The following is a 24,343-nucleotide window of genomic DNA, read 5'->3' on the forward strand; positions in this document are numbered from 1 at the left end:
TCTGTTGGTATTGTTTTTGATTCTGTTGCGTTAATAATTGTTAACTTTAAATTTCTATCGTTTTACTCAACAAAACGATAGACTCACGCATTTTTAGTTTTAAGTCAAAATGTCTAAACTTATCTTGCTATTAAAAATAATTTTATGAAACAGATTTCAACCTTAATAATGATTTTACTTTTTGCTACTACTTACGCTCAAGATGACTATTCCAAACTTTGGAAGCAAGTCGAAACCCATGAAAAAGATGGTTTACCAAAAAGCGCTTTGGATGTTGTTAAGCAAATTGAAACATTGGCTAAAAAAGAGCAAAACAGTCCACAAGTTATTAAAACGCTTATTTTTAAAAGTAAGTATGCGCTAACCTTAAAAGAAGATGCGCAGTTAAGCATTATCAAAGATTTTAAAACTGAAATAAACAATAGCCAATCGCCTACCAAAAATGTATTACAAAACTTGTTGGCTAACTTGTATTGGCAATATTTTAATCAAAATAGATATAAATTTTACAATCGTACAAAAATCGAAAGTAAAGTTGATGAAGAAGATTTTAGAACTTGGGATTTAGACACTTTATTTACCGAAATACAAATACTTTTTAATCAATCTTTAGAAAATGAAAGTGTTTTAAAAACAACGCCAATTAATCAATTCGAAGCCATAATTTTACTTGCCGAAAACTCGCAAACATATAGACCTACGTTATATGATTTATTGGCGCATAATGCATTAGACTTTTTTAAAACAGACGAGAACAGCATAACAAAACCAGCATATAAATTTGAAATTGATAACGCAACCTATTTAAGTGCTTCATCAAAATTTTCTACCCTAAAACTTGAAGCTAAAGACAGTACTTCTTTACAACTACAGGCTTTAAAAGTGTATCAAAAACTAATTCAGTTTCATCAACAAAACAAAAATTATAAAGCGTTAGTTGATGTTAATATTCAGCGTCTTGACTATGTCTTACAACATGCGACGTTTAATAATAAAGATGAAATTTACCTTCAAACGTTAAAAGATGAAATTTTTAGTATAAAAACAGATGAAACAGCTGCGCTTTACGAATTTGAAATTGCCGAAAAAACCTATCAAAATGGCTTACAATACGATTCTAAAACCAATACCGAAAATCGTTGGCTAATACAAGAAGCATTAGCGATTGTAAACAATATTATTAAACGTTTTCCTGATAGCAAAGCGGCTAAAAACAGTACAATTTTAAAGCAACAAATTTTAAATAAAGAACTGCAAATTACTACCGAGACGTATATTCCAATTCAGCAAAACAGCCGATTTCTAGTACGTTATAAAAATGTAGAAAATCTTGAATTTACACTATACAACTTATCAAAAAATCAGTTAGAAACATACAACAAAACCTATCGTGAAGACGAGCGTTTAAAGTTCATAAAAACTTTAAAACAACACACGAATTGGAACAATAATTTAAAAAACGAAAACGACTACCAATCGCACACAACAGAAGTTGTTGTACCAAAATTATCTAATGGAAGCTATCTAATTCTTGCTAGAGCCAATAGCGATTTGTACGCTACGCAAACCTTTCAAATTACCGATTTTGCGTTAACCGAAATGGAAACCAATAACGAAGTTATTTTTCAATTAATAGACAGAAATAACGGGCAACCTATTCAAAATGCAACTTTAGATATTACGTACCGTAAAAATTACAAAAACAAATACCATAACTCGACATTAAAAACCGACGTATTTGGTAAAGCTACCTTAAAAAAAGCGTCAACCTATCTTTCAGACGTTAGTGCAGAAGTTAATCACAACAACCAAACTGCTTATTTTGGCAATTATTACGTTGGCAGAACATACGATAATACTAACAAAGAAGAAACACGTTACAACACATTTGTTTTTACAGACAGAAGTATTTACAGACCTAGCCAAACTGTTTATTTTAAGGCAATCGCCATTAAAACATTTAAACAAAAATCTGAAGTATTACAAAACGAAGCAGTTTACGCTATTCTTTATAATGTAAACAATGAAGAAGTTGGTCGTTTAGAATTAAAAACCAATGATTTTGGATCGGTTGCTGGCGAGTTTATTTTACCTAACTCAGGTTTAAACGGACAATACAGAATTCAAATTTTAGGAAAAAATCACACCTTTGATAACGGCAGACATTATTTTTCAGTTGAAGAATACAAACGTCCAAAATTTGAAGCTAATTTTAATCCAATCACCGAAACCTTCAAAATTAACGATATTATTACCGTAAAAGGTAACGCAAAAGCCTACGCAGGTAGCAATATTAGCGATGCTAAAGTCACTTACACCGTAAAACGCAAAGTACAATATCCAACTTGGTGGTACTGGCGTAGACCGTATTTTAATAGCGAGTCTCAAGAAATTACACACGGCGAAACCAAAACAAATAATAAAGGTGAATTTGACATTACCTTTAAAGCCATACCAGACCAAAGTATTGATCAAAAATCACAACCTGTTTTTAATTACGAAGTCACAGCAGACGTTACCGACATTAACGGTGAAACGCGAAGCACAACGACTATCGTCAACGTTGGCTATCATTCTTTAACAGCAACTATGTCTGTAAAAAGTGAATTAGATAAAACCAATAAAGCGCATGCAATCCAAATCGATACTAAAAATTTAAATGGCGAATTTGTTCCTGCAAAAGGCACTATTAAAATCTACAAACTTAAAGCACCAAACCAAGTATTAAGACATCGTCCTTGGGACGCACCAGATTATCATAATTTAAGTGAAACTGAATTTAAAACGCTTTTTCCTCATGATGCTTACAACAATGAAGATGATAGTCAATTTTGGGATAAGGATGAACTGGTATTTACCAAAGCATTTAATACTGAAAACAATAAATACGTTAAACTTGGTAACATTAAAAAATGGGAATCTGGTAAATACCTTATCGTTTTAGAAAGTAAAGATAAGTTTGGACAATTAGTGAAAGATGAAACTAGAACAACACTTTACAGTGAAAAAGATAACACTGTTTCAGACAACCAATTGTTTACCATTACCACAAACAAAGACAGTTACCAACCTAACGACACTGCAATAATTACATTTGGTAGTGCAGCGACAAACCTTACTGTTTTTATTGATGTAGAAAAAGACAACCGTATTATCAACAGTAATAAATACGTAATAAGTAACGAGAAAAAAACCATACGCATACCTATTACTAACGAAGATGTTGGCGGATTTGCAGTACATTATAGTTTTGCTGCTTTTAATAGCTATACCGCTAACACTTTAGCTCTTTCGGTGCCATATCCTAAAACAGATTTAGAGATAGAAACCACAACCTTTAGAGACAAAATACAACCAGGAACAGATGAGACCTGGAGCTTCAAAATTAAAGGTCCAAAAGGTGAAAAAATCTCAGCCGAATTATTAGCCAGCATGTACGATGCATCTTTAGACCAATTTAAATCGCATAATTGGAAATTTAATCCGTTGTACCAACCTACATACAATCCAAACCGAAACCAAAATAACGGAAACAGTTTTGGACAACGCGGATTTAGAGTCATCAATAACAACAAGAATTACTATAGTTATCCAACACAACAATACGACCAAATTAATTGGTTTGGGTTGAGTTTTGGTAATAATTATAGATATGATGCTTTACGAGGGAGAACTTCAGGTGTTATTGTTGAAGAAGAAGCCATGATGGAAATTGCTGCTCCAAATGATGCTAATCTAGATGAAGTTGTCGTTGTTGGATATGGTACAACAACAGAAAAAGCCTATACAGGAACTGCAAAAATTAAACCCTCATCAACTGTTACTGATGGCACTTCAGACATGAAATTATATCCATTACCAAGTGATAAAGATACAGATTTCAACACGGTTTCAATTCGTAAAAACCTACAAGAAACAGCCTTTTTCTTTCCGCAGTTACAAACAGATAAAGATGGTAACGTCAGTTTCAATTTTACAACACCAGAAGCATTAACCAAATGGAAACTACAATTATTAGCACACACAAAAACTCTGGAAAGTAAAGTTTCAACTTTAGAAACAGTGACGCAAAAAGAGCTTATGGTCATACCTAACACACCACGTTTTTTACGTCAAGGTGACCAAATAACCATTAGCACTAAAATTGCCAACTTATCTGATAAAGCTTTATCAGGACAAGCTAAATTGATATTGACTGATGCGGTTTCTGGTGAAGATATTACGTCTTTGCTTGTCAGTTCGAGCGCAGTCGAGAACTTCACCGTAGACAAAGACAACAACACACAGGTCGCTTGGCAATTATCCATTCCAGATACGGTAAATGCTATTCAATATAAAATTGTAGCAAAAGCAGAAGATTTTAGTGATGGCGAACAAAGTGCGCTACCAGTTTTAACCAACAGAATGTTAGTTACCGAAACATTACCAATGTGGATTAGGAGTAACCAGACTAGAACATTTACACTAGATAAGCTTAAAAACACCTCATCAAGCACTTTAAAACATCATAAATTAACATTAGAAATGACTAGTAATCCTGCTTGGTACGCGGTACAAGCTTTACCTTATTTAATGGAATATCCTTACGATTGCAACGAGCAAACCTTTAGTAGATATTACGCTAATGCGTTGGCTAGTCATATTGCAAATAGTAATCCGCGAATTCAAGAGGTATTTAATCAATGGAAAAATACCGATGCTTTGATTAGTAATTTAGAAAAAAATCAAGAACTTAAATCTATTTTAATTCAAGAAACACCTTGGTTACGCGATGCGCAAAGCGAAACCGAACAGAAAAAACGTATTGCATTGCTTTTCGATTTAAATAAAATGAATAACGAATTGCAAAACGCCAAGAACAAACTAAAACAAAACCAAATGTCTAATGGTGCTTGGGCTTGGTTTAATGGCGGACGACCAAACCGTTTTATCACGCAACACATCATCACTGGTTTTGGACATCTTAAAAAATTAAATGTCATTCAGAGCGACAGCGAAGAATCTATGATCAAAAAAGCAATCCAGTATTTAGATTCAGAATTTGTAGAAGAATACAACAACTTAACTAAATACAACAAAGATGTAGATTTAAGCAAAGACCATTTAAGTCATATGCAAATACATTATTTGTACATGCGTAGCTTTTTCCCAGAAATTAAAACGTCTAAAGAAGTAAAAACGATAATGGATTATTATCAGTCCCAAATTCAAAACTATTGGTTAAACAGAAGTCTGTATAACAAAGGATTGATGGCATTAATTTCTTATAGAAATAATGACACTAATACCACTTCTAAAATTTTAAATTCATTAAAAGAAACCAGTATAACTAGTGAAGAATTAGGTATGTATTGGAAATCTAACGAAAACTCTTGGTATTGGTATCAAGCACCAATTGAAACACAAGCGTTACTAATTGAAACATTTTCTGAAGCTGGTAATGTCATTCAAAATGAAACGAAGAATCTTGAAACCATAGATAATCTTAAAATCTGGTTACTTAAAAACAAGCAAACCAACCGTTGGAAAACAACCAAAGCTACTACCGAAGCTGTGTACGCATTATTACTTCAAGGTAGCGATTGGTTAAGTGTAACGGATATGGTAGACATTGTTTTAGGTAATAAAAAAATAGATCCTAATACTATGGAAGACGTTAAAGTTGAAGCTGGAACTGGCTATTTTAAAACGTCTTGGTCTGCTAATGAAATTTCGTCTAAAATGGCAGAAGTAAAAATCTCTAAAAAAGGAGAAGGAATTGCTTGGGGAAGTTTATACTGGCAGTACTTTGAAGACTTAGATAAAATTACCTCTGCGGAAACACCTCTTCAACTAAAGAAAAAATTATTCTTGAAAATAAATACAGATACTGGTGAAACACTTACCGAAATTACTAAAAAAACCAAACTTAAAGTTGGTGATTTAGTAACCGTAAGAATCGAATTAAGAAGCGACAGAAATATGGAATTTATCCACATGAAAGATATGCGTGCAGCAGGTTTAGAGCCAACCAATGTGATTAGTCAATACAAATGGCAAGATGGTTTAGGCTATTATCAAAGCACAAAAGACGCAAGTACAAACTTCTTTTTTGATTACTTACCAAAAGGCGTTTATGTGTTTGAATATGATTTACGTGTTAACAATGCTGGTAATATGAGTAATGGTATAACTACTATACAAAGCATGTATGCACCAGAATTTAGTAGTCACAGTGAAGGCGTAAGAATTGATGTTGAATAATAATGTAATTATTGAATACAAAAAAGGCTTCCAAATTTGGAAGCCTTTTTTGTATCTATAGTTATTTACTTGGCGGAGTTGTTGGTCGTACTTCAATTTTACTTGGTAATGTACGTGGATGCATTTTTAATAAATCAACCACTAACTCGCCAATATCTTCAATTTGTATTTTCCATGCGCCTTCATCACTTGGCTCGTTACCATTAAAGTAAGTCGAAACAGATCCTGGCATAATAGTACTAACCTTTATGCCGTATTTACGTAAATCTAACATCACAGCTTGGGTAAATCCTGTAACACCAAATTTACTAGCGTTGTAAGCAGATCCGCCAGCAAAAAAGTTAGTACCTGCTAAACTAGAAATAGTAATATAATACCCTTTAGTTTGTTTAAGTGCATCTACACTTGCTTTAATCGAATTAAAAACGCCGGTTAGATTGGTATCAATAACTTCGTTCCATTGTGTTGAAGTTAAATCTTCTATACTACCAAAATGTCCTAATCCTGCATTAGCAATAACAATGTCTAACTGTCCAAAGGTCTCAACAGTTGTTTTAACAGCTTGTTGCTGACTTTCTAATTGTCTTACATCTGCTTCTAGTCCGATTGCTTTTGCTGAAGATACATCTGCGTTTAGTTGTCCTGCTGCTTTTTGAGCAGATTCTGCACTTCTACTGGTTATAGCTACGTTAACACCTTGTTGCATTAATGCATAGGCAATACCATATCCAATGCCTTTTGATCCGCCTGTTATTAAAGCGACTTTATTATTTAAATTGCTCATAGAATTTTATTTTTTTGGTTGAAACCCAAAGTTACAAAACCTACAACGCAAGTCGAATTTTAAAATGTTAGGATATTTATAAAATTGAAATAATCTCTGACTTGAACACTAGGACAGCAAACATACCGCGTTAAGGATTGAATGGCATGTTTGAGCTCTCCCAACTTTTTAGTTGGGAAGCGAGTAATGAAAGCCTGACCCTTTAGGGTAACGCCAAAATAAAATTAATTAAGCATGTCCCATAATTTATCTTTAAGCGTTGTAATGCCTTGTTGAGCTACACTTGAGATAAATTGATATGGAATTGGTAAGGTTTTGTCTAACTCTTGCTTTAATTCGGCTTTAAGCTCGTCATCCAACATATCACATTTTGAGATGGCTATCATACGGTCTTTATCCAACATTTCTGGATTGTAACGTCTAAGCTCGTCTAACAAAATCTCGTATTGTTTGTTAATATCTGGTGCATCTGCTGGTATTAAAAATAGTAATACCGAATTACGCTCTATGTGACGTAAAAAGTAATAGCCTAAGCCTTTACCTTCGGCAGCTCCTTCTATAATCCCTGGTATATCTGCCATCACAAAAGTTTGATAATCGCGATATTTTACGATACCTAGATTTGGCTTTAAGGTTGTAAACTCGTAATCTGCAATTTTTGGTTTTGCAGCGGTCATTACAGATAGTAAAGTAGATTTTCCTGCGTTAGGAAAACCTACTAAACCTACATCTGCTAAAACTTTAAGTTCTAATGTTATGTCTTTTTCTTCTAACGGAATACCTGGTTGCGCGTAACGTGGTGTTTGGTTGGTACTGCTTTTAAAGTGCCAGTTTCCTAAACCACCTTTTCCACCTTCGGCAACAATTTTTTCTTCACCTTGTTCTGTGATTTCAAAAAGGATATCGTTAGTTTCTGTATCTCTTACTACGGTTCCTAATGGGACTTCGATAATATAATCTTCTCCATCTGATCCTGTACTTCGATTACTACTACCATCGCCACCATGACCGGCTCGGATATGACGCTGAAATTTTAAATGTAGTAACGTCCAAAGGTTTTCGTTACCTCTAATAATTACGTGTCCGCCACGTCCACCATCGCCTCCATCTGGTCCACCTTTTGCGTTATATTTTTCGCGGTTAAGATGCGCAGATCCTTTCCCTCCTTTTCCTGAAGAGACATGCATTTTTACGTAATCTACAAAGTTACCTTCGGTCATTTATTTAATTTATTTGTGAATTTATGAATTCGTTTTATGAAGGTTTTAATTATTTCAAATTAATCTCCAAACGAATAAACTCATTTTAAAGTTTATCGATTACAGTACAAAGACGTTCTGTAATCTCTTCGATACTACCAACACCATCTACTCCAAAATATTTATCTTGAGCTGAGTAGTAATCTTTTAAAATAGCGGTTTTGTTGTAATATTCTTTAATTCTGTTTCGGATGATAGACTCATCTGCATCATCTGCTCTACCGCTTGATTTACCGCGTTCTAAAAGACGTTGTACTAACACTTCGTCGTCTACTTCTAAAGCGATCATCGCATTAATTTGAGAATCTTTAGTATCCATTAATTTACTTAATGCTTCTGCTTGCGCGTTAGTACGCGGAAAACCATCAAATATAAATCCGTTAGCGTCTGCATTTTTTTCAACTTCTGCATTTAGCATGTCAATAGTTACTTGGTCTGGTACAAGCTCGCCTTTATCCATGTATGACTTAGCCAACATACCTAATGCTGTTTCGTTTTTGATATTAAATCTAAATACATCGCCAGTAGAAATATGTACTAAGTTATATTTTTCTTTTAAAAAGTTTGCTTGTGTGCCTTTACCTGCTCCTGGAGGACCAAATAATACTAAGTTAGTCATGTGTTGTGTTGTTTTTAGTTGATATACTGCTGGCAAATCTCTACCTAACCCATCATAGTCTAATCCATATCCTACAATAAATTTGTTAGGTATTTCTATACCAACATAATGAAGTTTAAAGTCTTTTTTATAAGCTTCTGGTTTGTAAAACAGTGTAGCAATAACTAGTTGCTTTACATTTTCGTTTTTAAAAATACGATGAATTTCATGTAATGTATTACCTGTATCTATTATGTCTTCTAAAATAACTACAGTTCTTCCTGTTAAATCTTGGGTTAAACCAATTAACCTTTGAATATCTTCTGTAGATTTAACACCTTCATAAGACGCTAATTTTATAAAGGTAACTTCACAAGGTTTTGGATATTTTTTCACAAAATCACTTACTAACATAAACGATCCGTTTAATATCCCTATAAAAACAGGTACTTCGTCTCCTAAGTCATTTGCAACATCTTGTGCCATTTTTGTTACAGCAGCATCTATTTGTTGTTCAGAAATAAAAGGTTTAAATTCTTTGTCGTGAAGCTTTATAGTTTTCATTGTAAAAAATTAAAAAGCAAATATAAGGATTTGTAGCAGCTTAACGATATTTGATTTAGATTTTTAAAGGCTATTTTACATTTAAAATGTATTTTTGTTGCACACAACTAATATTAAAAATGAATTATTTTTCTTCAAACTTTAAATTAGGTATTCTTGGTGGCGGACAACTAGGTAAAATGCTACTTTACAATACCCGAAAATTTGATATTCAAACCTTTGTTTTAGATAATAGTGATCAAGCACCAAGTAAAATTGCTTGTGATAAATTTGTAAAAGGCGATTTGTTAGATTTTGATACGGTTTACAACTTTGGAAAACAAGTTGATGTACTAACTATCGAAATTGAAAATGTAAATGTAGACGCTTTAGAACAACTAGAAAACGAAAACATAAAAGTATATCCGTCTTCAAAAACTTTGCGTCAAATACAAAACAAAGCCAATCAAAAACTATTTTACGTAGACCATAACTTACCAACAGCACCTTTTAGCAGATTTGCTTATTTATCTGAAATAGAAGATGCTATTAAAAATGGTGGTTTAGAATTACCTTTTGTTTGGAAAGCAGCTAGATTTGGATACGATGGTAATGGAGTAAAAATTGTAAGACAATTAAGTGATTTAGAAGGTTTACCTGCTGGTGAATGCATTGCAGAAGAGATGATACCTTTTAAAAACGAACTTGCAGTAATTGTGGCAAGAAACGTTTCAGGAGACATTAAAACGTATCCCGTTGTAGAAATGGAATTTCATCCTGAAGCCAACCAAGTAGAATATGTAATATGTCCTGCACGCATTCATGATGACGTTGCAAAAAAAGCACAAGATGTGGCTTTAAAAACAGCTGAGTCTTTTAATCATGTTGGATTATTAGCAGTAGAAATGTTTCAGACACAAGAGGACCAAATTTTAATAAATGAAGTTGCGCCAAGACCTCATAATTCTGGACATCAAACCATAGAAGCTAGCTTTACTAGTCAGTTTGAACAGCATTTACGTGCCATTTTAGATTTACCTTTAGGTGAAACTAAAAGTAAAGTTGGTGGTATTATGGTAAATCTTGTTGGTGCAGAAGGACATACAGGAAATGTTTTATACAAAAACATAGAAAGCATAATGAATCTTGAAGGTGTTACACCTCATATTTATGGCAAAAAACAAACACGTCCATTTAGAAAAATGGGACACGTAACCATAGTTAATGAAGATTTAAGCAAGGCAAGACAAATTGCCGAAAAAGTAAAAAACACAATACAAGTAATAAGCGAATAAGATGAGTAAAGTTGCCATAGTAATGGGAAGTAATAGCGATATGCCAGTAATGCAAGACGCTATTGATATTTTAAAAGGTTTTGATATAGAAATAGAAGTAGATATTGTTTCTGCACATCGTACACCAGAAAAATTATTCGATTTTAGTAATAATGCACACAAAAGAGGTATTAATGTAATAATTGCAGGTGCTGGCGGAGCAGCTCATTTACCAGGTATGGTTGCGTCTATGAGCCCATTACCAGTAATTGGTGTACCTGTAAAAAGCAGTAACTCTATAGATGGTTGGGACTCGGTACTATCTATTTTACAAATGCCAGGTGGTGTACCTGTAGCTACTGTAGCCTTAAATGGCGCTAAAAATGCTGGAATATTAGCAGCTCAAATTATAGGCGCTTCAGATCAATGTGTATTAGATAAAATTATGGCTTACAAAGAAGGCTTAAAACTAAAAGTAGAACAAGCTGCAAAAGATATTAAAGCTTAGAAAAAAAGCCTTGACTGAGAAGTCAAGGCTTTACATCGCTATTAATCTTTCTATATGAGTTTTACTCACATCAAAAAAACTTAAGTCAAAGGTCTTAGTTTTGTTGAAAATGAAAGAATTGAGGCAAAAATTATTTTGTTTTTAGATAAAATGCGTTTTTTATCGCTCAAAAACAAACTTACTGAGTATAAGACAGAAAAAAAGCCTCAAAAATTAATTTGAGGCTTTTTATCGCTATTAATCAATAATTTTTATGTGAGTAACCAGCTCACGGGAAAAAATCGAGTCAAAGATAAGAACAAAACTGTATCATTTTAAAAAAAAGTTATTTTTTTAATAAAAATTTCACCTAAAACGTTTTCGTAATGAATGTACTTCTTAATAAATTTAACACAAAATACAATTCGGCACCGTTTCAAGCCATTAAAAACGAACATTTTAAGCCTGCAATTGAAATATTGATTAAAGAAACTAAAGCAGAAATAGAATCAATAGCAGGATCTAAGAATATTCCTACATTCAAAAACACTATTGAAGCATTAGAATATGCTGGTCAGCAATTAGATAGAGTTACGAGTATATTCTTCAATTTAAATTCTGCAGAAACAAATGAAGAGATTCAAAAGATAGCTCAAGATATTTCTCCTCTTTTATCAGAGTTTAGCAACGATATAACTTTAAATGAAAAACTCTTTGCTCGCATCAAGGAAGTTTACAATCAAAAAGATCAACTAGATCTTACCGAAGAACAAATAACTTTGCTTGACAAAAAATATAAAAGCTTTGCTAGAAATGGTGCCAATCTATCTGAAGACAAAAAAGAACAGTTAAGAGCTATTGATAAAAAATTAGCTTCACTTAAATTAAAATTTGGCGAAAATGTATTAGCAGAAACTAATGCTTTTGAAATGCATATTACCAATAAAGCAGATTTAGACGGTATACCAGAAGGCGCAATTGAAGCAGCTCAACAATTAGCCGAAAGCAAAGGTAAGGATGGTTGGTTAATCACTTTAGACTACCCAAGCTACATTCCTTTTATGACCTATGCAAAAAACAGAGCATTACGCAAAAAACTGTCCATTGCTTTTGGTAGTAAAGGATTTAATAACAACAAATTAGATAATCAAAATAATGTTTTAGAAATTGCTAAACTAAGACACCAACGTGCCAATTTATTAGGCTATAAAACACATGCACATTTTGTTTTAGAAGAGCGTATGGCAGAAACACCAGCAAAAGTAGAAAGCTTTTTAAACGACTTATTAGACAAAGCCAAACCTGCTGCAGAACGTGAGTTTGCTAACCTACAAAATTTTGCTAAAGAGTTAGATGGTATAGATCACCTTGAAAAATGGGATAGCGCTTATTATAGTGAAAAGCTAAAACAAAAGCTTTTCAATTTAGATGACGAAAAACTTAAACCATACTTCAAATTAGAAAACGTTATTGATGGTGCTTTTAAAGTAGCCAATAAATTATTTGGATTGACTTTTAAAGAAATAGATACCATAGATAAATATCATCCAGACGTATTGACTTACGAGGTTTTAGATGAAAATGGCGACTTAGTTTCAATCTTTTATACAGACTTTTTCCCTCGTGCAGGAAAACGTAATGGTGCTTGGATGACGTCTTACAAACCTCAATATGTCCAAAACGACTTTAATGAAAGACCACATGTGTCTATTGTTTGCAACTTTACTAAACCTACTAAAACAAAACCGTCATTACTAACTTTTAATGAAGTTACCACGTTGTTTCACGAGTTTGGTCATGCATTACATGGTATGTTAGCAAACACCACTTACCCTAGTCTTTCAGGAACAAGCGTATATTGGGATTTTGTAGAATTACCAAGTCAAGTATTAGAAAATTGGTGTTACGAAAAAGAAGCGTTAGAATTATTTGCAACTCACTACGAAACCGGCGAACTTATCCCAATGGATTTAGTAGAAAAAATTAAAGAAAGTGCCACTTTTAACGAAGGTATGCAAACCTTACGTCAAATAAGTTTTGGTTTATTAGACATGCATTGGCATGGTATTGACCCAACCGAAGTTACAGATGTAAAAGCACACGAAAACGAAGCGTTTAAAGACACGCAATTATATCCTGATGTAGAAGAAAATTGTATGAGCACAGCATTTTCTCATATTTTTCAAGGTGGATATTCTTCTGGGTATTATAGCTATAAATGGGCAGAAGTTTTAGATGCAGATGCATTTGATTATTTTAAACAAAACGGCATTTTTAATCGTGATATTGCTTTAAAATTTAAAGACAATGTACTTACAAAAGGCGGTACTGAAAATCCACTAATTTTATATAAACGCTTTAGAGGTCAAGACCCAAAACCAGAAGCTTTATTAAAACGAGCTGGATTGATTAAGTAATATTTTATGTCATTCTGAAGGTAGTAAATAATTAAAACATTAATTGTATTACTTCTTCAGAATGATATTTTTTTTCAATAAACTTTCAAAACTTATTGAAAGTTTAAAAATTATTAATATATTTGTGTCATGGAATATCAAGAAGCAAAAGATAAATTTATAAACACTTGGGGAAGTTTGGGCACGCTTTGGGGAATTAACAAAGCTATGGCTCAAATACAGGCATTGCTTTTTATTTCGACAAAACCATTATCTATGGAAGAAATCATGGAAGAACTTCAGATTTCTAGAGGTAACACAAGCATGAATCTTAGACAATTAATGGATTGGGGAATTGTTACAAAAGAGCTTATTCCGGGTGAACGTAAAGACTTTTTCACTACAGAAAAAGACGTTGAAGAATTAGCTAGAATTGTAGCTAAAGAACGTAGCCGAAGAGAAATAAAACCAGTTATTAAGGTTTTAAACGATGTCTCTTCTATTAAAGATGATGGCACAGAAAAAACTAAAGAATTAATTAAGCAAACAAAAGCTTTAAAAGAACTTACTGATAATTTAGACGTTTTAATGAACAAACTTGTAGACCAAAAACAAAACTGGATTACTAAGTCGTTATTAAAACTAATCAAATAAAAAAATTTAAACAAAACTTTCAATATTTTCTGAAAGTTTCAAAATAATAGAATTATGAAAATAGAATCTTATTTAAATCTTATATTTTATTTATTCACTTTAAGCCTGTATTTATATGAAACTATTTATGGTGCACTAATTCAAATAGTATTAGGAATAATCCAAATTGTAATAGCAATTTCTATAAATAGTAATATCAAAAAATTAAATAACTATTCAATAAAACTCTTAAATATCTATTGGATATTGATTGGATTATGGCTTTCAACAACAATTTTAATTAAAGCAATTTTTGGTTTACAAAATGTATTTATTCCATTGTTATTAGTTACACCAATGATTATCGGGACATATTTCACAATCGTGCTTTTTAAAATACAAAAGGTATGAACTTAAACATTATCACATACTGCATTTACCTACCAGTAATAATATTTATTACGGTAAGAATTGGATGGATATGCTATAAAAATGGAGAATTATTTTTAAAAAATTTATTCGAAGACAAAGCAATAGTAAAATCAATTAATAACTTATTACTTTTAGGATATTACCTAACTAATATAGGCTATGCAATAATTACCATTTCTTATTGGGAAACCGTACATAATGTAGTCGAGGTAATAAGCAGCCTAACCTTTACTTTAGGAAAAATCATACTAATACTTGCCGCATTACATTACAACAATATTTTTTGGCTTCAATTAACACATAAACACAAATTTTTAAAACAATAAATTATGGAACATTCAAAAATCATTATCGGTTACTTTATTTACCTACCAATAGTTATTGCACTAACAATATTTGTTTCTAAAATGCTCTTTAAAAACGGAAAGCTTTTTATGATAGATATTTTTAAGGGAAAAGAGGATATCGCTTTAGCAACCAACAAACTATTTGAGATAGGTTTTTACCTTATTAATATTGGTTTTGCACTGTATACAATGAAGATTTTTCACTACGGAAGTGATCCTATGAGCTCACAAACGCTAATAGAAATTTTAAGTAAAAAATTAGGTGGATTTACCATCTATTTAGGCGTCATGCTATTTTTTAATCTGTTCCTATTTTTTAGAGGAAGAAAAAAATCTAGAACTACTACTAAAACGGTTTATAATCCTCAAATAAATAGTTAAAACAAATAATAAGCGGAAAATATTTAATTTCCGCTTACTTTTTAAACTCTTAGCATATTGTTAAATTAGCTAAAATCTTTTGTATTTTAGTTACTTTTGAAAATAGAAAAAGAAAAACCAACTAATGCCAAAACACACTTTAAATCCTAACAATTGGGTTGATCTATATAGTGACTACCTATTTAATTACACAATAACGCGTGTAAATGATCGTGTTATTGCTCAAGATTTAGTGTCCGAAACTTTTTTGGCTGGGTTAAACGCTATGAAAAACTTTAAAGGTGAAGCAGCCGAACGTACTTGGCTTATTTCAATTTTAAAGCGAAAAATTATTGATTACTATCGTAAGATCAATTCTAATAAAGGAAAAGCCGAAGTTAGAATGACTTACAATGATTCTGAATCTGAAGGCGATTGGTTAGAAGAGCGTATTGCAGATCCTTTTGACAAAACAGCAGAAGACAGCATTGAAAACGAAGAATTAGCAGACGCAATACAAAGCTGCATTGCTAAACTACCTAAAAAACAGGCTGAAGTCTTTAAGAAGAAAACCATCTTAAATCAAGAAACAGAAACAATTAGTAAGGAACTAAACATTACAGCGTCTAACCTATGGGTAATTGTTCACAGAGCTAGAGTTGCTCTTGCTAGTTGCTTAGAAAAAAATTGGTTTTAAATCATGGGATTATTTTTTATTAAATGCAAAGAGGCTGGTCATGTTTGTGATAAACATCAATATGAAGAAGCTTCAATAACTGAAAAAATAAAACTTAAAATTCATTTAATGTATTGTTCTGCTTGCAGAAAACACTCTGCATCAAACAAAAAATTAAGTCAGTTATTAAATAAAATTAAATTTCAGTTTTTATCTTCAGAAGAAAAAGATAATATAAAAAAGTCTTTTGAAAAAGAATTAAAAAAGCATCAACAATAGCCATAAAATAGGCAAAGCTTCAACCCAAAAAGAAGCGTAATATTTATTTCTGTGTTTTGTAGAAAACAAAATAAATAGCATTAAAACAAAAGCCACAATTACTTCTTTGTAAAGAAAGTGAATTAATATTTCTTCTTTAAAAACATTTAGACCTAAAAAAAATAAAAGTAGTAAAACACCAAGTATTTTGGTCTTTTTTACACCAATTTGTTGTGGGATTGTTGCTAGTTTTATACTATCATATTTTAGATCCCTTATTTCAAAAGGAATCATTAAAGCTAACACAAATACAAAATTTTGTAATACAGTTATCCAGACTTTAGTTTCTAACTCTTGATTGTTGTTTAATATAGGTAAAACAACTGTAGTAAATGCCCAAACAGCTGCTATTATATAAACTTTTAATCCACTTATTTGTCTTAAATTTTGGTGTTCATCCAAATACATTTGTTTTGGCCAAAAGGGTATAGCATATAAAAAAGTTATAAGCCCTAACCCTGTTAAAACAACTATAACTTTAGGCTCTAATCTAAAAGCATAAAACAACATTAACAAAAAACTAAAAAACGAAAAGACCTGAATAACTTTTAACCATTTTGCCAAGCTACGATGATGCCACTTAGCAATACCAAAATACTTAACAAAATTATAACCTGTAATTGTAGCGTAAAAGTTAAAATATAAGATGTTTTCGTCGTAAGGCAAGTTAAAAACAAGAAGCGTAATCCAACTTAAAGCATATACTGCTAAAGCCACATGTATACTGCTATTTATATAAAAATCTAAAAGCTGTTTGACTATCTTCATCACACAAAAATAATCAATCTGTTAATAAAGCTATTAAATGGTTAAAAACTTTCAAATTTTAACTAAAAAATGCTATAAGATTTCATTAATTTTGCAATCGCATAAAAATGCGTTTTAAAACGCTAAATTAATTTGTCATTCTCATGAAAATGAGAGCCTAACAACACAACACTAATGAACACAAACGCTTTTGCTTTGCGCCATATTGGTCCAAGAGAAAATGACATTAAAGAAATGTTACAAACAATAGGTGCAGAAAGTATTGAACAACTAATTCACGAAACTATTCCTTCTAACATTCGTCTTGAAAAAGATTTAGGTTTAGATGAAGCTATGACGGAATATGAGTATTCTACACACATTAATAATTTATCTAAACTTAACAAAACGTACAAGACTTATATTGGTTTAGGCTATCATCCAACAATTTTACCAGCTGTTATACAGCGTAATATTTTAGAAAATCCAGGTTGGTATACTGCTTACACACCTTACCAAGCAGAGATTGCACAAGGTCGTTTAGAAGCCTTATTAAACTTCCAAACCATGATTACCGATCTTACCGGTATGGAACTTGCAAACGCCTCTTTACTTGACGAAAGTACTGCTGCTGCAGAAGCTATGAGTCTTTTATTTGCTGTTAGAGAAAGAGCTCAAAAAAAAGAAAATGTAAATAAGTTTTTTGTTTCAGATGCAGTTTTACCACAAACCATTTCGGTTTTAAAGACACGTGCGCTTCCTATCGGAATTGATTTAGTAATCGGTGACGAAAACACATTTGATTTCTCTTCAGAATACTTCGGTGCTATTGTTCAGTATCCTGGTAAAAACGGACAAATTACAGACATTAAAACATTCATTGCTAAAGCAAATGAAAACAATATAAAAGTTGCAGTAGCAGCAGATATTTTAAGCTTAATTAAGCTTGAAGCTCCAGGACAATTTGGTGCCGATGTTGTTGTTGGTACAACACAACGTTTTGGTATACCAATGGGTTATGGTGGTCCTCATGCAGCTTATTTTGCAACAAAAGAAGCTTATAAACGTGATATTCCTGGTCGTATTATAGGCGTTACCAAAGACGCTAACGACAACCGTGCATTACGTATGGCGCTTCAAACAAGAGAACAACACATTAAACGTGATAGAGCAACATCTAACATTTGCACAGCACAAGTTTTACTAGCGGTAATGGCAGGTATGTATGCTGTTTACCATGGTCCAAAAGGCTTAACGTTTATAGCAAATAAAGTTCATAATAGTGCTTCTACCTTAGCGTCTACCCTTTCAAAAATGGGATTAGAACAAACAAACACATCTTTCTTTGACACTTTACAAGTCAAAGCTAATGCTGCTAAAGTAAAAGAAGTAGCAGAAAACAATGAAGTTAACTTCTACTATCAAGATGATAACACCGTTTTAATTTCTATTAACGAAACAACTTCTATTTCAGATTTAAATGAAATTGTTAAAATTTTCGCTGAAGCGGAAAACAAAAAAGCAATAGAAATTTCTGAATTATCAGAAACAAACAATATAGATACTGACTTAAATAGAACAAGTGATTTCTTAACACTTGACGTATTTAACAGCTATCATTCTGAAACCGAATTAATGCGTTACATCAAAAAATTAGAACGCAAAGATTTAGCATTAAACCATTCTATGATTTCTTTAGGATCTTGTACAATGAAGTTAAATGCAGCTTCAGAAATGTTACCTTTAAGTCAAACCAATTGGGGAAGCATTCATCCATTTGCACCGATAGACCAAACAGAAGGTTATCAAAAAGTATTAAAAGCATTAGAAGATCAATTAACAGAAATTACAGGTTTTGCAGCAACATCTTTACAACCTAACTCTGGCGCACAAGGTGAATATGCAGGATTAATGGTAATTAAAGCGTATCACGAATCTCGTGGTGATCATCACCGTAACATCTGTTTAATTCCTAGTTCTGCTCACGGAACAAACCCTGCTAGTGCTGTAATGGCTGGTATGAAAGTGGTTGTTACAAAAGCAGACGATAATGGAAACATTGATGTAGAAGATTTACGTAGTAAAGCTGAGTTACACTCAGATAATCTTGCTGCTTTAATGGTAACTTACCCATCTACACACGGTGTGTACGAGTCAGCAATTAAAGACATTACAAAAATCATCCATGATAATGGCGGACAAGTTTACATGGATGGTGCAAACATGAATGCCCAAGTAGGATTAACAAACCCTGGTAATATTGGTGCAGATGTTTGTCACTTAAACTTACATAAAACGTTTGCTATTCCTCATGGTGGTGGCGGACCTGGTGTTGGCCCAATCTGTGTAGCTAAGCAATTAGCTCCGTTTTTACCTGGTAATCCAATTATAAAAACTGGTGGCGATAATGCTATTACAGCAATATCTGCAGCTCCTTTTGGAAGTTCTTTAGTCTGTTTAATTTCTTATGGATATATTAAAATGTTAGGTGCTGAAGGACTAAGAGCATCTACAGAAATAGCTATCTTAAACGCTAATTATATCAAACACCGTTTACAAGGCGCTTTTGAAACTTTATATTCTGGTGAAAGAGGTCGCGCAGCTCACGAAATGATTATAGACTGTAGACCATTTAAAGCTAACGGTATAGAAGTAACAGATATCGCAAAACGTTTAATGGATTACGGTTTCCACTCGCCTACTGTATCATTCCCTGTTGCAGGAACAATGATGATTGAACCAACAGAAAGTGAAAGTAAAGCCGAAATGGATCGTTTTTGTGACGCCATGATTTCTATTAGAAAAGAAATTGATGCTGTAACTAAAGAAGACGAAAACAACCCGCTAAAAAATGCACCTCATACTTTAGATATGCTAACAAGTGACGAATGGTTACTACCATACTCTCGTGAAAAAGCAGCATATCCTTTAGAGTATGTTAAAGAAAATAAATTTTGGCCTTCTGTACGTCGTGTAAATGATGCTTATGGAGATCGTAATTTAATCTGTACTTGTGCGCCAATAGAAGAATATATGGAAGCATAATAGCTTTTGGGCATCGTATAATATAAATTCAAATCTGTCTTTTTATTTAGTAGCTAGTATATTTGTATATTAGTAAAAAATAAAAAGGCAGATTTTTTTTATGACTATAAAAATTACCGGAACTGGAAGTTATATTCCAGAAAATATTGAAAAGAACGAAGACTTTCATAAACATGAGTTTTTAAATGTAGACGGTTCCCAAATCAATTCCCCGAACGAAGTTATTGTTGAAAAATTTAAAGCAATAACAGGTATTGTTGAAAGACGCTACGCAGACGATAAGTTAATAGCTTCCGATTTAGGTTTTCTTGCTGCAGAAAAAGCTATAGAAGACGCTAAAATTGATAGGGAAGATATAGATTACATTATCGTAGCACACAACTTTGGAGACGTTAAAAAAGATGCGATCCAAAGTGATATTTTACCTTGTTTAGCAACCAGAGTAAAACATAAATTACGCATTAAAAACCCTAAATGTGTTGCTTATGACATATTATTTGGTTGTCCTGGTTGGATTGAAGGTACAATCCAAGCACAAGCATTTATAAAAGCTGGAATGGCAAAAAAATGTTTAGTAATTGGCGCCGAAACATTATCTAGAGTGGTAGATAAACACGATCGTGATAGCATGATTTACAGTGATGGCGCTGGCGCAACAATTATTGAAGCTACAGATGAAGAAGGTGGAATTTTAGCACACAATACCGCTAGTTTCACATACGATGAAGCCTATTATTTATTCTTCGGAAATTCTAACAATCCAGAATTAGACAAAGATACTAGGTACATTAAAATGCACGGTCGTAAAATTTACGAATTTGCATTAACAAACGTACCACTAGCTATGAAAGAATGCTTAGACGAAAGTGGTGTAGATATAAAAGACGTTAAAAAAATATTGATCCATCAAGCTAACGAAAAAATGGACGAAGCTATCATAAAACGTTTTTACAGACTTTACAAAACTCCTGTTCCAGAAGGCATTATGCCAATGAGTATTCATAAACTTGGTAACAGTTCGGTTGCAACCGTACCAACACTTTTTGACTTAATTAGAAATAATAAATTAGAAAATCAGCAGATAGAAAAAGGAGATGTTATTATATTTGCTAGCGTTGGTGCAGGAATGCACATCAACGCTATTGTTTATAAATATTAATCCGCTTTCGCGGAAAACAACTAATGTACGAAAACACATTTCCGCATAAAAGATATAAGCTTACGTTTCAATTTTTAGAAAAACATATTTCTAAATCCGAAACCATTTTGGATTTAGGTGTAGAAAATCCGTTTACCAAAATACTAAAGGCTAACGGATTTTCTGTTAAAAACACTAAAGGTGAAGATTTAGATTTAGACACCTCAACTATAGAAAATTCTGATGCTACCGTAGTCACAGCTTTTGAAATTTTTGAACATCTACTCTCCCCTTTTACCGTTTTAAAAAGTATAAAAGCCAATAAATTAGTAATTAGCGTACCATTGCATTTATGGTTTTCTTCTGCTTACAGAAGTAAAACCGATATGTGGGACAGACATTATCATGAGTTTGAAGATTGGCAATTAGACTGGCTACTAGAAAAAACTGGTTGGAAAATTATTGACCGACAAAAATGGACTAATCCAACCAAAAAACTAGGTATTAGACCAATTTTAAGATGGTTTACGCCAAGATATTATATTGTTTATGCTGAACGAATTTCAAAATAATTTAAAAATGAAATTCTGCATTATCATACCAGCACATAACGAAGAAGACTCTATTGGGTTAACGTTAGATTCTTTAGTTAAACAATCCTTACTTCCGCAGGAAATTATTGTGGTAAATGATAATTCTACAGATAAAACTAAAGGAATCGTTGAAGGTTTTCAGCAACAATTCAACTTTATAAAACTAGTTAATAATACCTCATCAAATCAACATTTACCTGGTACAAAAATCATTAATGCTTTTTATAAAGGTTATGATATTGCAAATAAAGATTATGATGTGATTTGTAAGTTTGATGCCGATTTAATTTTTCCGCTTAATTATTTAGAACAGTTAGCATTTCATTTTAAAAAAGATGAAACTGTAGGAATGGTTGCTGGATATTGTTATATCGAAAAAAATAACCAATGGATTTTAGAGTCTATTACTGGTAAAGATCACATAAGAGGCGCTTTAAAAGCATATACAAAACCCTGTTTTGAAGCTATTGGACAGCTAAAAAAATCTATGGGTTGGGACACTATCGATGAGTTATTAGCAAAGTATTTTGGTTACAAATTAGTTTTAGATGATAATCTTCATGTTAAACACTTAAAACCGACTGGCGCAAGCTACAATAAAGCTGCAAAACACCTACAAGGTGAAGCTATGTACAAAATGCGATATGGTATTACACTTACTCTTTTGACAGCTGTAAAAATGAGTTTAAAGAAAAAAAGTTGGCCTTACTTTTATAATTATTTAGTTGGTTATTTAAAAGCTACTTTTAATAAACCTGAGCGTTTAATTACTAAAGATCAAGGTAAATTTATTAGAAACTTACGTTGGAAAGGCATTAAAGAAAAACTTTTTTAATCTCTTAAAGTCCAAATTTTATAATCACTTAAAGCTTCTATTTTATTTTCAACTTCATCGTCTAATTCATGAAAGAAATCTATGCCAGTCAAAGACTCTATTTTATCTACTGAAGTTACAAATTTGTATAGAGGTTGATTAGATTCTTGATGTTGTAATAAAAATGCAATTACTTTCGTTTTTCCTGTATTATTATCTAATATTATTTTATAAAACTGGTCAGGCACAGCAACATCTTCTTCACCAATAGTCTTAAGATTATCTTTTAAAATTCCTCCTGTTACTACAAATACACCATCATATTTTTTTGCCCAATAACGTGTTTTTTGTTCTAAACGATTCCAGATTCCTGCATTAAAATCGTGATTTTGAGGTGAAATATTACTGGTTAAAAATGTTTCATCGTGTGCTTGTTTACTATACCTTCTATCTCCTGCAGGACATAAGTGACCACGATCGTAACCGGATTGCTTATAGTTGCGCCAATGTGCTGCGCCTGTTTTTACCGCTTTATCAATTTCAAAATATGGTCTTTTGTGTTGCTTGCTACTAAGATGAGATTTTTTAAGCTCGTAGGCTACCCATTCTGCTTGTTCATGTAATTCACTATAACTTAAACTGTAACCATTATGGTGGATTATTTGACCTGTTGTACTGCTTGGTAAGAAGTATTCATTTGTATTATTTTTGACTTTCTTACCAATTTCAACTTTAGCATTCTTTTCTTGATTGTCTAAATAAAAATTATAAGAATATAATGCTATTAAAGCAATTGCTGTTAGTAAAGAAACTTTGGTTTTATAAGTCATTTAAATCTACATTTAAAAAAATCAAAAATAGTAATAAATAAAAAAAAGACCTTTTCGTTTTGAAAAGGTCTTCTAACTAACACAAATAGACAATACTATTTCTCTTCTTCGTAATCTGCAATTTTATTCAGTTTTTCTATCTCTCTTTTATATTTTCTATTAGCCTTTTCGAAGTTTCCTTTTTCTATTTGTTTATTGTATTTTTTTATTGCTCTTTCATTAACTTTCATGTATTCTTCAACTGTTTCGGTTAACTCTTCTTGTAAATCGGCATACTTTTCAGAAACTTCCTCTATGTTTTCTTTATATTCTTTTTCTGAAACATTGGTCTCTGTCATTAACTCATTATATTCTTTTTGAATATCTGCAACATCTTCCATAACCTCTTCTGTTTTTAACCAGTCTGGAATACTATTATCTAAAGTTGCTATAACTCCTCTTAAATTTCCTACACGTTCTTTAGTGTAAATATTGGCTTTTTTCATTTCTTCTAACTCATATGTTAGAATATTAAATTGTTGCCATCCGTCAAAACCTACAATTCCAGCTTCGGTAGTTTGGTAGTTAATATTTCTACCATCATTCATAGCATACTCTTTAGACATGACTTGATCTGATTGCATGATATAATCATTTTCTGATTTACTATCTGAAGCGTTGTCCATTTCGTTTTCTAAATCTTCTACTTGTTCTTCTACAGTATCTACTTCTGTATCTTTTGTCTTATAATCATTTTTACAAGACATAAATGCTAAACCAGATACTACTAATGTTGTTGTTACTAACTTAATTGATTTCATAGTTTTTAGTTTTTTTGGTTTATATA

Annotated in this window: 20 protein-coding genes; 14 read left to right on the plus strand and 6 right to left on the minus strand. The window is 32.2% G+C overall.

What is annotated here, in order from left to right; genetic code table 11:
• Window positions 1–144: 144 nt before the first annotated feature.
• Window positions 145–6,243, plus strand: coding sequence for an alpha-2-macroglobulin (locus ACEQT4_RS10965; RefSeq protein ID WP_370227659.1), 6,099 nt, complete (start codon window positions 145–147; stop codon window positions 6,241–6,243).
• Window positions 6,244–6,304: 61 nt separating this feature from the next.
• On the opposite strand, the gene ACEQT4_RS10970 is transcribed toward ACEQT4_RS10965, so the two are convergent.
• From ACEQT4_RS10970 to ACEQT4_RS10980, 3 genes are all read right to left on the minus strand, one after another.
• Window positions 6,305–7,027 carry an SDR family oxidoreductase gene (locus tag ACEQT4_RS10970; RefSeq protein ID WP_370227661.1) on the minus strand — a complete coding sequence of 241 codons (723 nt, stop codon included), beginning with the start codon at window positions 7,025–7,027 and terminating at the stop codon, window positions 6,305–6,307.
• Window positions 7,028–7,251: 224 nt separating this feature from the next.
• Window positions 7,252–8,247: a GTPase ObgE gene (obgE, locus tag ACEQT4_RS10975; RefSeq protein WP_027880234.1), complete on the minus strand. Its 996-nt coding sequence runs from the start codon at window positions 8,245–8,247 to the stop codon at window positions 7,252–7,254.
• Between the two features lie 85 nt (window positions 8,248–8,332).
• On the minus strand, window positions 8,333–9,448 hold the full coding sequence (locus ACEQT4_RS10980) for an adenylate kinase (protein WP_081653198.1): 1,116 nt from the start codon (window positions 9,446–9,448) through the stop codon (window positions 8,333–8,335).
• Between the two features lie 119 nt (window positions 9,449–9,567).
• Here ACEQT4_RS10980 and ACEQT4_RS10985 point away from each other — a divergent pair, with 119 nt between their 5' ends.
• From ACEQT4_RS10985 to ACEQT4_RS11025, 9 genes are all read left to right on the plus strand, one after another.
• The gene (locus tag ACEQT4_RS10985; RefSeq protein WP_370227663.1) at window positions 9,568–10,722 is read left to right on the plus strand and encodes a 5-(carboxyamino)imidazole ribonucleotide synthase; all 1,155 of its coding nucleotides are present in this window, start codon (window positions 9,568–9,570) and stop codon (window positions 10,720–10,722) included.
• 1 nt (window position 10,723) lies between these two features.
• Window positions 10,724–11,209: a 5-(carboxyamino)imidazole ribonucleotide mutase gene (purE, locus tag ACEQT4_RS10990; protein WP_370227665.1), complete on the plus strand. Its 486-nt coding sequence runs from the start codon at window positions 10,724–10,726 to the stop codon at window positions 11,207–11,209.
• A 365-nt stretch (window positions 11,210–11,574) separates the two neighbouring features.
• A complete protein-coding gene (locus tag ACEQT4_RS10995; protein ID WP_370227667.1) occupies window positions 11,575–13,605 on the plus strand; it encodes a M3 family metallopeptidase in 2,031 nt (676 codons plus the stop codon).
• A gap of 129 nt (window positions 13,606–13,734) precedes the next feature.
• Window positions 13,735–14,238, plus strand: a complete 504-nt coding sequence (locus tag ACEQT4_RS11000) for a GbsR/MarR family transcriptional regulator (protein ID WP_370227669.1) — start codon at window positions 13,735–13,737, stop codon at window positions 14,236–14,238.
• 54 nt (window positions 14,239–14,292) lie between these two features.
• Window positions 14,293–14,628: a hypothetical protein gene (locus ACEQT4_RS11005; protein WP_370227671.1), complete on the plus strand. Its 336-nt coding sequence runs from the start codon at window positions 14,293–14,295 to the stop codon at window positions 14,626–14,628.
• Window positions 14,625–14,975 carry a hypothetical protein gene (locus ACEQT4_RS11010; RefSeq protein WP_370227673.1) on the plus strand — a complete coding sequence of 117 codons (351 nt, stop codon included), beginning with the start codon at window positions 14,625–14,627 and terminating at the stop codon, window positions 14,973–14,975. The genes ACEQT4_RS11005 and ACEQT4_RS11010 overlap by 4 nt, the downstream gene beginning before the upstream one ends.
• A gap of 3 nt (window positions 14,976–14,978) precedes the next feature.
• Window positions 14,979–15,377, plus strand: coding sequence for a hypothetical protein (locus ACEQT4_RS11015; RefSeq protein ID WP_370227675.1), 399 nt, complete (start codon window positions 14,979–14,981; stop codon window positions 15,375–15,377).
• Window positions 15,378–15,501: 124 nt separating this feature from the next.
• Window positions 15,502–16,053: a sigma-70 family RNA polymerase sigma factor gene (locus tag ACEQT4_RS11020; RefSeq protein ID WP_027880243.1), complete on the plus strand. Its 552-nt coding sequence runs from the start codon at window positions 15,502–15,504 to the stop codon at window positions 16,051–16,053.
• A gap of 3 nt (window positions 16,054–16,056) precedes the next feature.
• Entirely contained in the window at window positions 16,057–16,311 is a 255-nt protein-coding gene (locus ACEQT4_RS11025) for a hypothetical protein (protein WP_106676710.1), read from the plus strand.
• On the opposite strand, the gene ACEQT4_RS11030 is transcribed toward ACEQT4_RS11025, so the two are convergent.
• Entirely contained in the window at window positions 16,291–17,118 is an 828-nt protein-coding gene (locus tag ACEQT4_RS11030) for a hypothetical protein (RefSeq protein ID WP_370227677.1), read from the minus strand. The genes ACEQT4_RS11025 and ACEQT4_RS11030 overlap by 21 nt on opposite strands.
• Window positions 17,119–17,292: 174 nt before the next feature.
• On the opposite strand from ACEQT4_RS11030, the gene gcvP reads away from it, so the two are divergent.
• The 4 genes from gcvP to ACEQT4_RS11050 all read left to right on the plus strand — a co-directional run bounded on the left by gcvP (window position 17,293) and on the right by ACEQT4_RS11050 (window position 22,708).
• Window positions 17,293–20,142: an aminomethyl-transferring glycine dehydrogenase gene (gene gcvP / locus ACEQT4_RS11035; RefSeq protein WP_370227679.1), complete on the plus strand. Its 2,850-nt coding sequence runs from the start codon at window positions 17,293–17,295 to the stop codon at window positions 20,140–20,142.
• A 100-nt stretch (window positions 20,143–20,242) separates the two neighbouring features.
• The gene (locus tag ACEQT4_RS11040; RefSeq protein WP_027880247.1) at window positions 20,243–21,301 is read left to right on the plus strand and encodes a 3-oxoacyl-ACP synthase III family protein; all 1,059 of its coding nucleotides are present in this window, start codon (window positions 20,243–20,245) and stop codon (window positions 21,299–21,301) included.
• A 23-nt stretch (window positions 21,302–21,324) separates the two neighbouring features.
• Window positions 21,325–21,852, plus strand: coding sequence for a methyltransferase (locus ACEQT4_RS11045; RefSeq protein ID WP_370227681.1), 528 nt, complete (start codon window positions 21,325–21,327; stop codon window positions 21,850–21,852).
• A 7-nt stretch (window positions 21,853–21,859) separates the two neighbouring features.
• Window positions 21,860–22,708, plus strand: coding sequence for a glycosyltransferase family 2 protein (locus ACEQT4_RS11050; RefSeq protein ID WP_370227683.1), 849 nt, complete (start codon window positions 21,860–21,862; stop codon window positions 22,706–22,708).
• On the opposite strand, the gene ACEQT4_RS11055 is transcribed toward ACEQT4_RS11050, so the two are convergent.
• Both ACEQT4_RS11055 and ACEQT4_RS11060 read right to left on the minus strand, forming a co-directional pair.
• Complete coding sequence (locus ACEQT4_RS11055; RefSeq protein ID WP_370227685.1) at window positions 22,705–23,517, minus strand: DNA/RNA non-specific endonuclease; 813 nt, start codon at window positions 23,515–23,517, stop codon at window positions 22,705–22,707. The genes ACEQT4_RS11050 and ACEQT4_RS11055 overlap by 4 nt on opposite strands.
• 95 nt (window positions 23,518–23,612) lie before the next feature.
• The gene (locus tag ACEQT4_RS11060; protein WP_027880251.1) at window positions 23,613–24,317 is read right to left on the minus strand and encodes a hypothetical protein; all 705 of its coding nucleotides are present in this window, start codon (window positions 24,315–24,317) and stop codon (window positions 23,613–23,615) included.
• Window positions 24,318–24,343: the final 26 nt, after the last annotated feature.

The organism is Mesoflavibacter sp. (genome assembly GCF_964226795.1).
Classification (GTDB): Bacteria; Bacteroidota; Bacteroidia; order Flavobacteriales; family Flavobacteriaceae; genus Mesoflavibacter; species Mesoflavibacter zeaxanthinifaciens.

Excerpts from the sequence above, each read along its gene's own strand:
- ACEQT4_RS10965 (WP_370227659.1), top strand. The coding sequence starts at position 145 with ATGAAACAGATTTCAACCTTAATAATGATTTTACTTTTTGCTACTACT.
- ACEQT4_RS10970 (WP_370227661.1), bottom strand. The coding sequence starts at position 7,027 with ATGAGCAATTTAAATAATAAAGTCGCTTTAATAACAGGCGGATCAAAA.
- obgE (WP_027880234.1), bottom strand. The coding sequence starts at position 8,247 with ATGACCGAAGGTAACTTTGTAGATTACGTAAAAATGCATGTCTCTTCA.
- ACEQT4_RS10980 (WP_081653198.1), bottom strand. The coding sequence starts at position 9,448 with ATGAAAACTATAAAGCTTCACGACAAAGAATTTAAACCTTTTATTTCT.
- ACEQT4_RS10985 (WP_370227663.1), top strand. The coding sequence starts at position 9,568 with ATGAATTATTTTTCTTCAAACTTTAAATTAGGTATTCTTGGTGGCGGA.
- purE (WP_370227665.1), top strand. The coding sequence starts at position 10,724 with ATGAGTAAAGTTGCCATAGTAATGGGAAGTAATAGCGATATGCCAGTA.
- ACEQT4_RS10995 (WP_370227667.1), top strand. The coding sequence starts at position 11,575 with ATGAATGTACTTCTTAATAAATTTAACACAAAATACAATTCGGCACCG.
- ACEQT4_RS11000 (WP_370227669.1), top strand. The coding sequence starts at position 13,735 with ATGGAATATCAAGAAGCAAAAGATAAATTTATAAACACTTGGGGAAGT.
- ACEQT4_RS11005 (WP_370227671.1), top strand. The coding sequence starts at position 14,293 with ATGAAAATAGAATCTTATTTAAATCTTATATTTTATTTATTCACTTTA.
- ACEQT4_RS11010 (WP_370227673.1), top strand. The coding sequence starts at position 14,625 with ATGAACTTAAACATTATCACATACTGCATTTACCTACCAGTAATAATA.
- ACEQT4_RS11015 (WP_370227675.1), top strand. The coding sequence starts at position 14,979 with ATGGAACATTCAAAAATCATTATCGGTTACTTTATTTACCTACCAATA.
- ACEQT4_RS11020 (WP_027880243.1), top strand. The coding sequence starts at position 15,502 with ATGCCAAAACACACTTTAAATCCTAACAATTGGGTTGATCTATATAGT.
- ACEQT4_RS11025 (WP_106676710.1), top strand. The coding sequence starts at position 16,057 with ATGGGATTATTTTTTATTAAATGCAAAGAGGCTGGTCATGTTTGTGAT.
- ACEQT4_RS11030 (WP_370227677.1), bottom strand. The coding sequence starts at position 17,118 with ATGAAGATAGTCAAACAGCTTTTAGATTTTTATATAAATAGCAGTATA.
- gcvP (WP_370227679.1), top strand. The coding sequence starts at position 17,293 with ATGAACACAAACGCTTTTGCTTTGCGCCATATTGGTCCAAGAGAAAAT.
- ACEQT4_RS11040 (WP_027880247.1), top strand. The coding sequence starts at position 20,243 with ATGACTATAAAAATTACCGGAACTGGAAGTTATATTCCAGAAAATATT.
- ACEQT4_RS11045 (WP_370227681.1), top strand. The coding sequence starts at position 21,325 with ATGTACGAAAACACATTTCCGCATAAAAGATATAAGCTTACGTTTCAA.
- ACEQT4_RS11050 (WP_370227683.1), top strand. The coding sequence starts at position 21,860 with ATGAAATTCTGCATTATCATACCAGCACATAACGAAGAAGACTCTATT.
- ACEQT4_RS11055 (WP_370227685.1), bottom strand. The coding sequence starts at position 23,517 with ATGACTTATAAAACCAAAGTTTCTTTACTAACAGCAATTGCTTTAATA.
- ACEQT4_RS11060 (WP_027880251.1), bottom strand. The coding sequence starts at position 24,317 with ATGAAATCAATTAAGTTAGTAACAACAACATTAGTAGTATCTGGTTTA.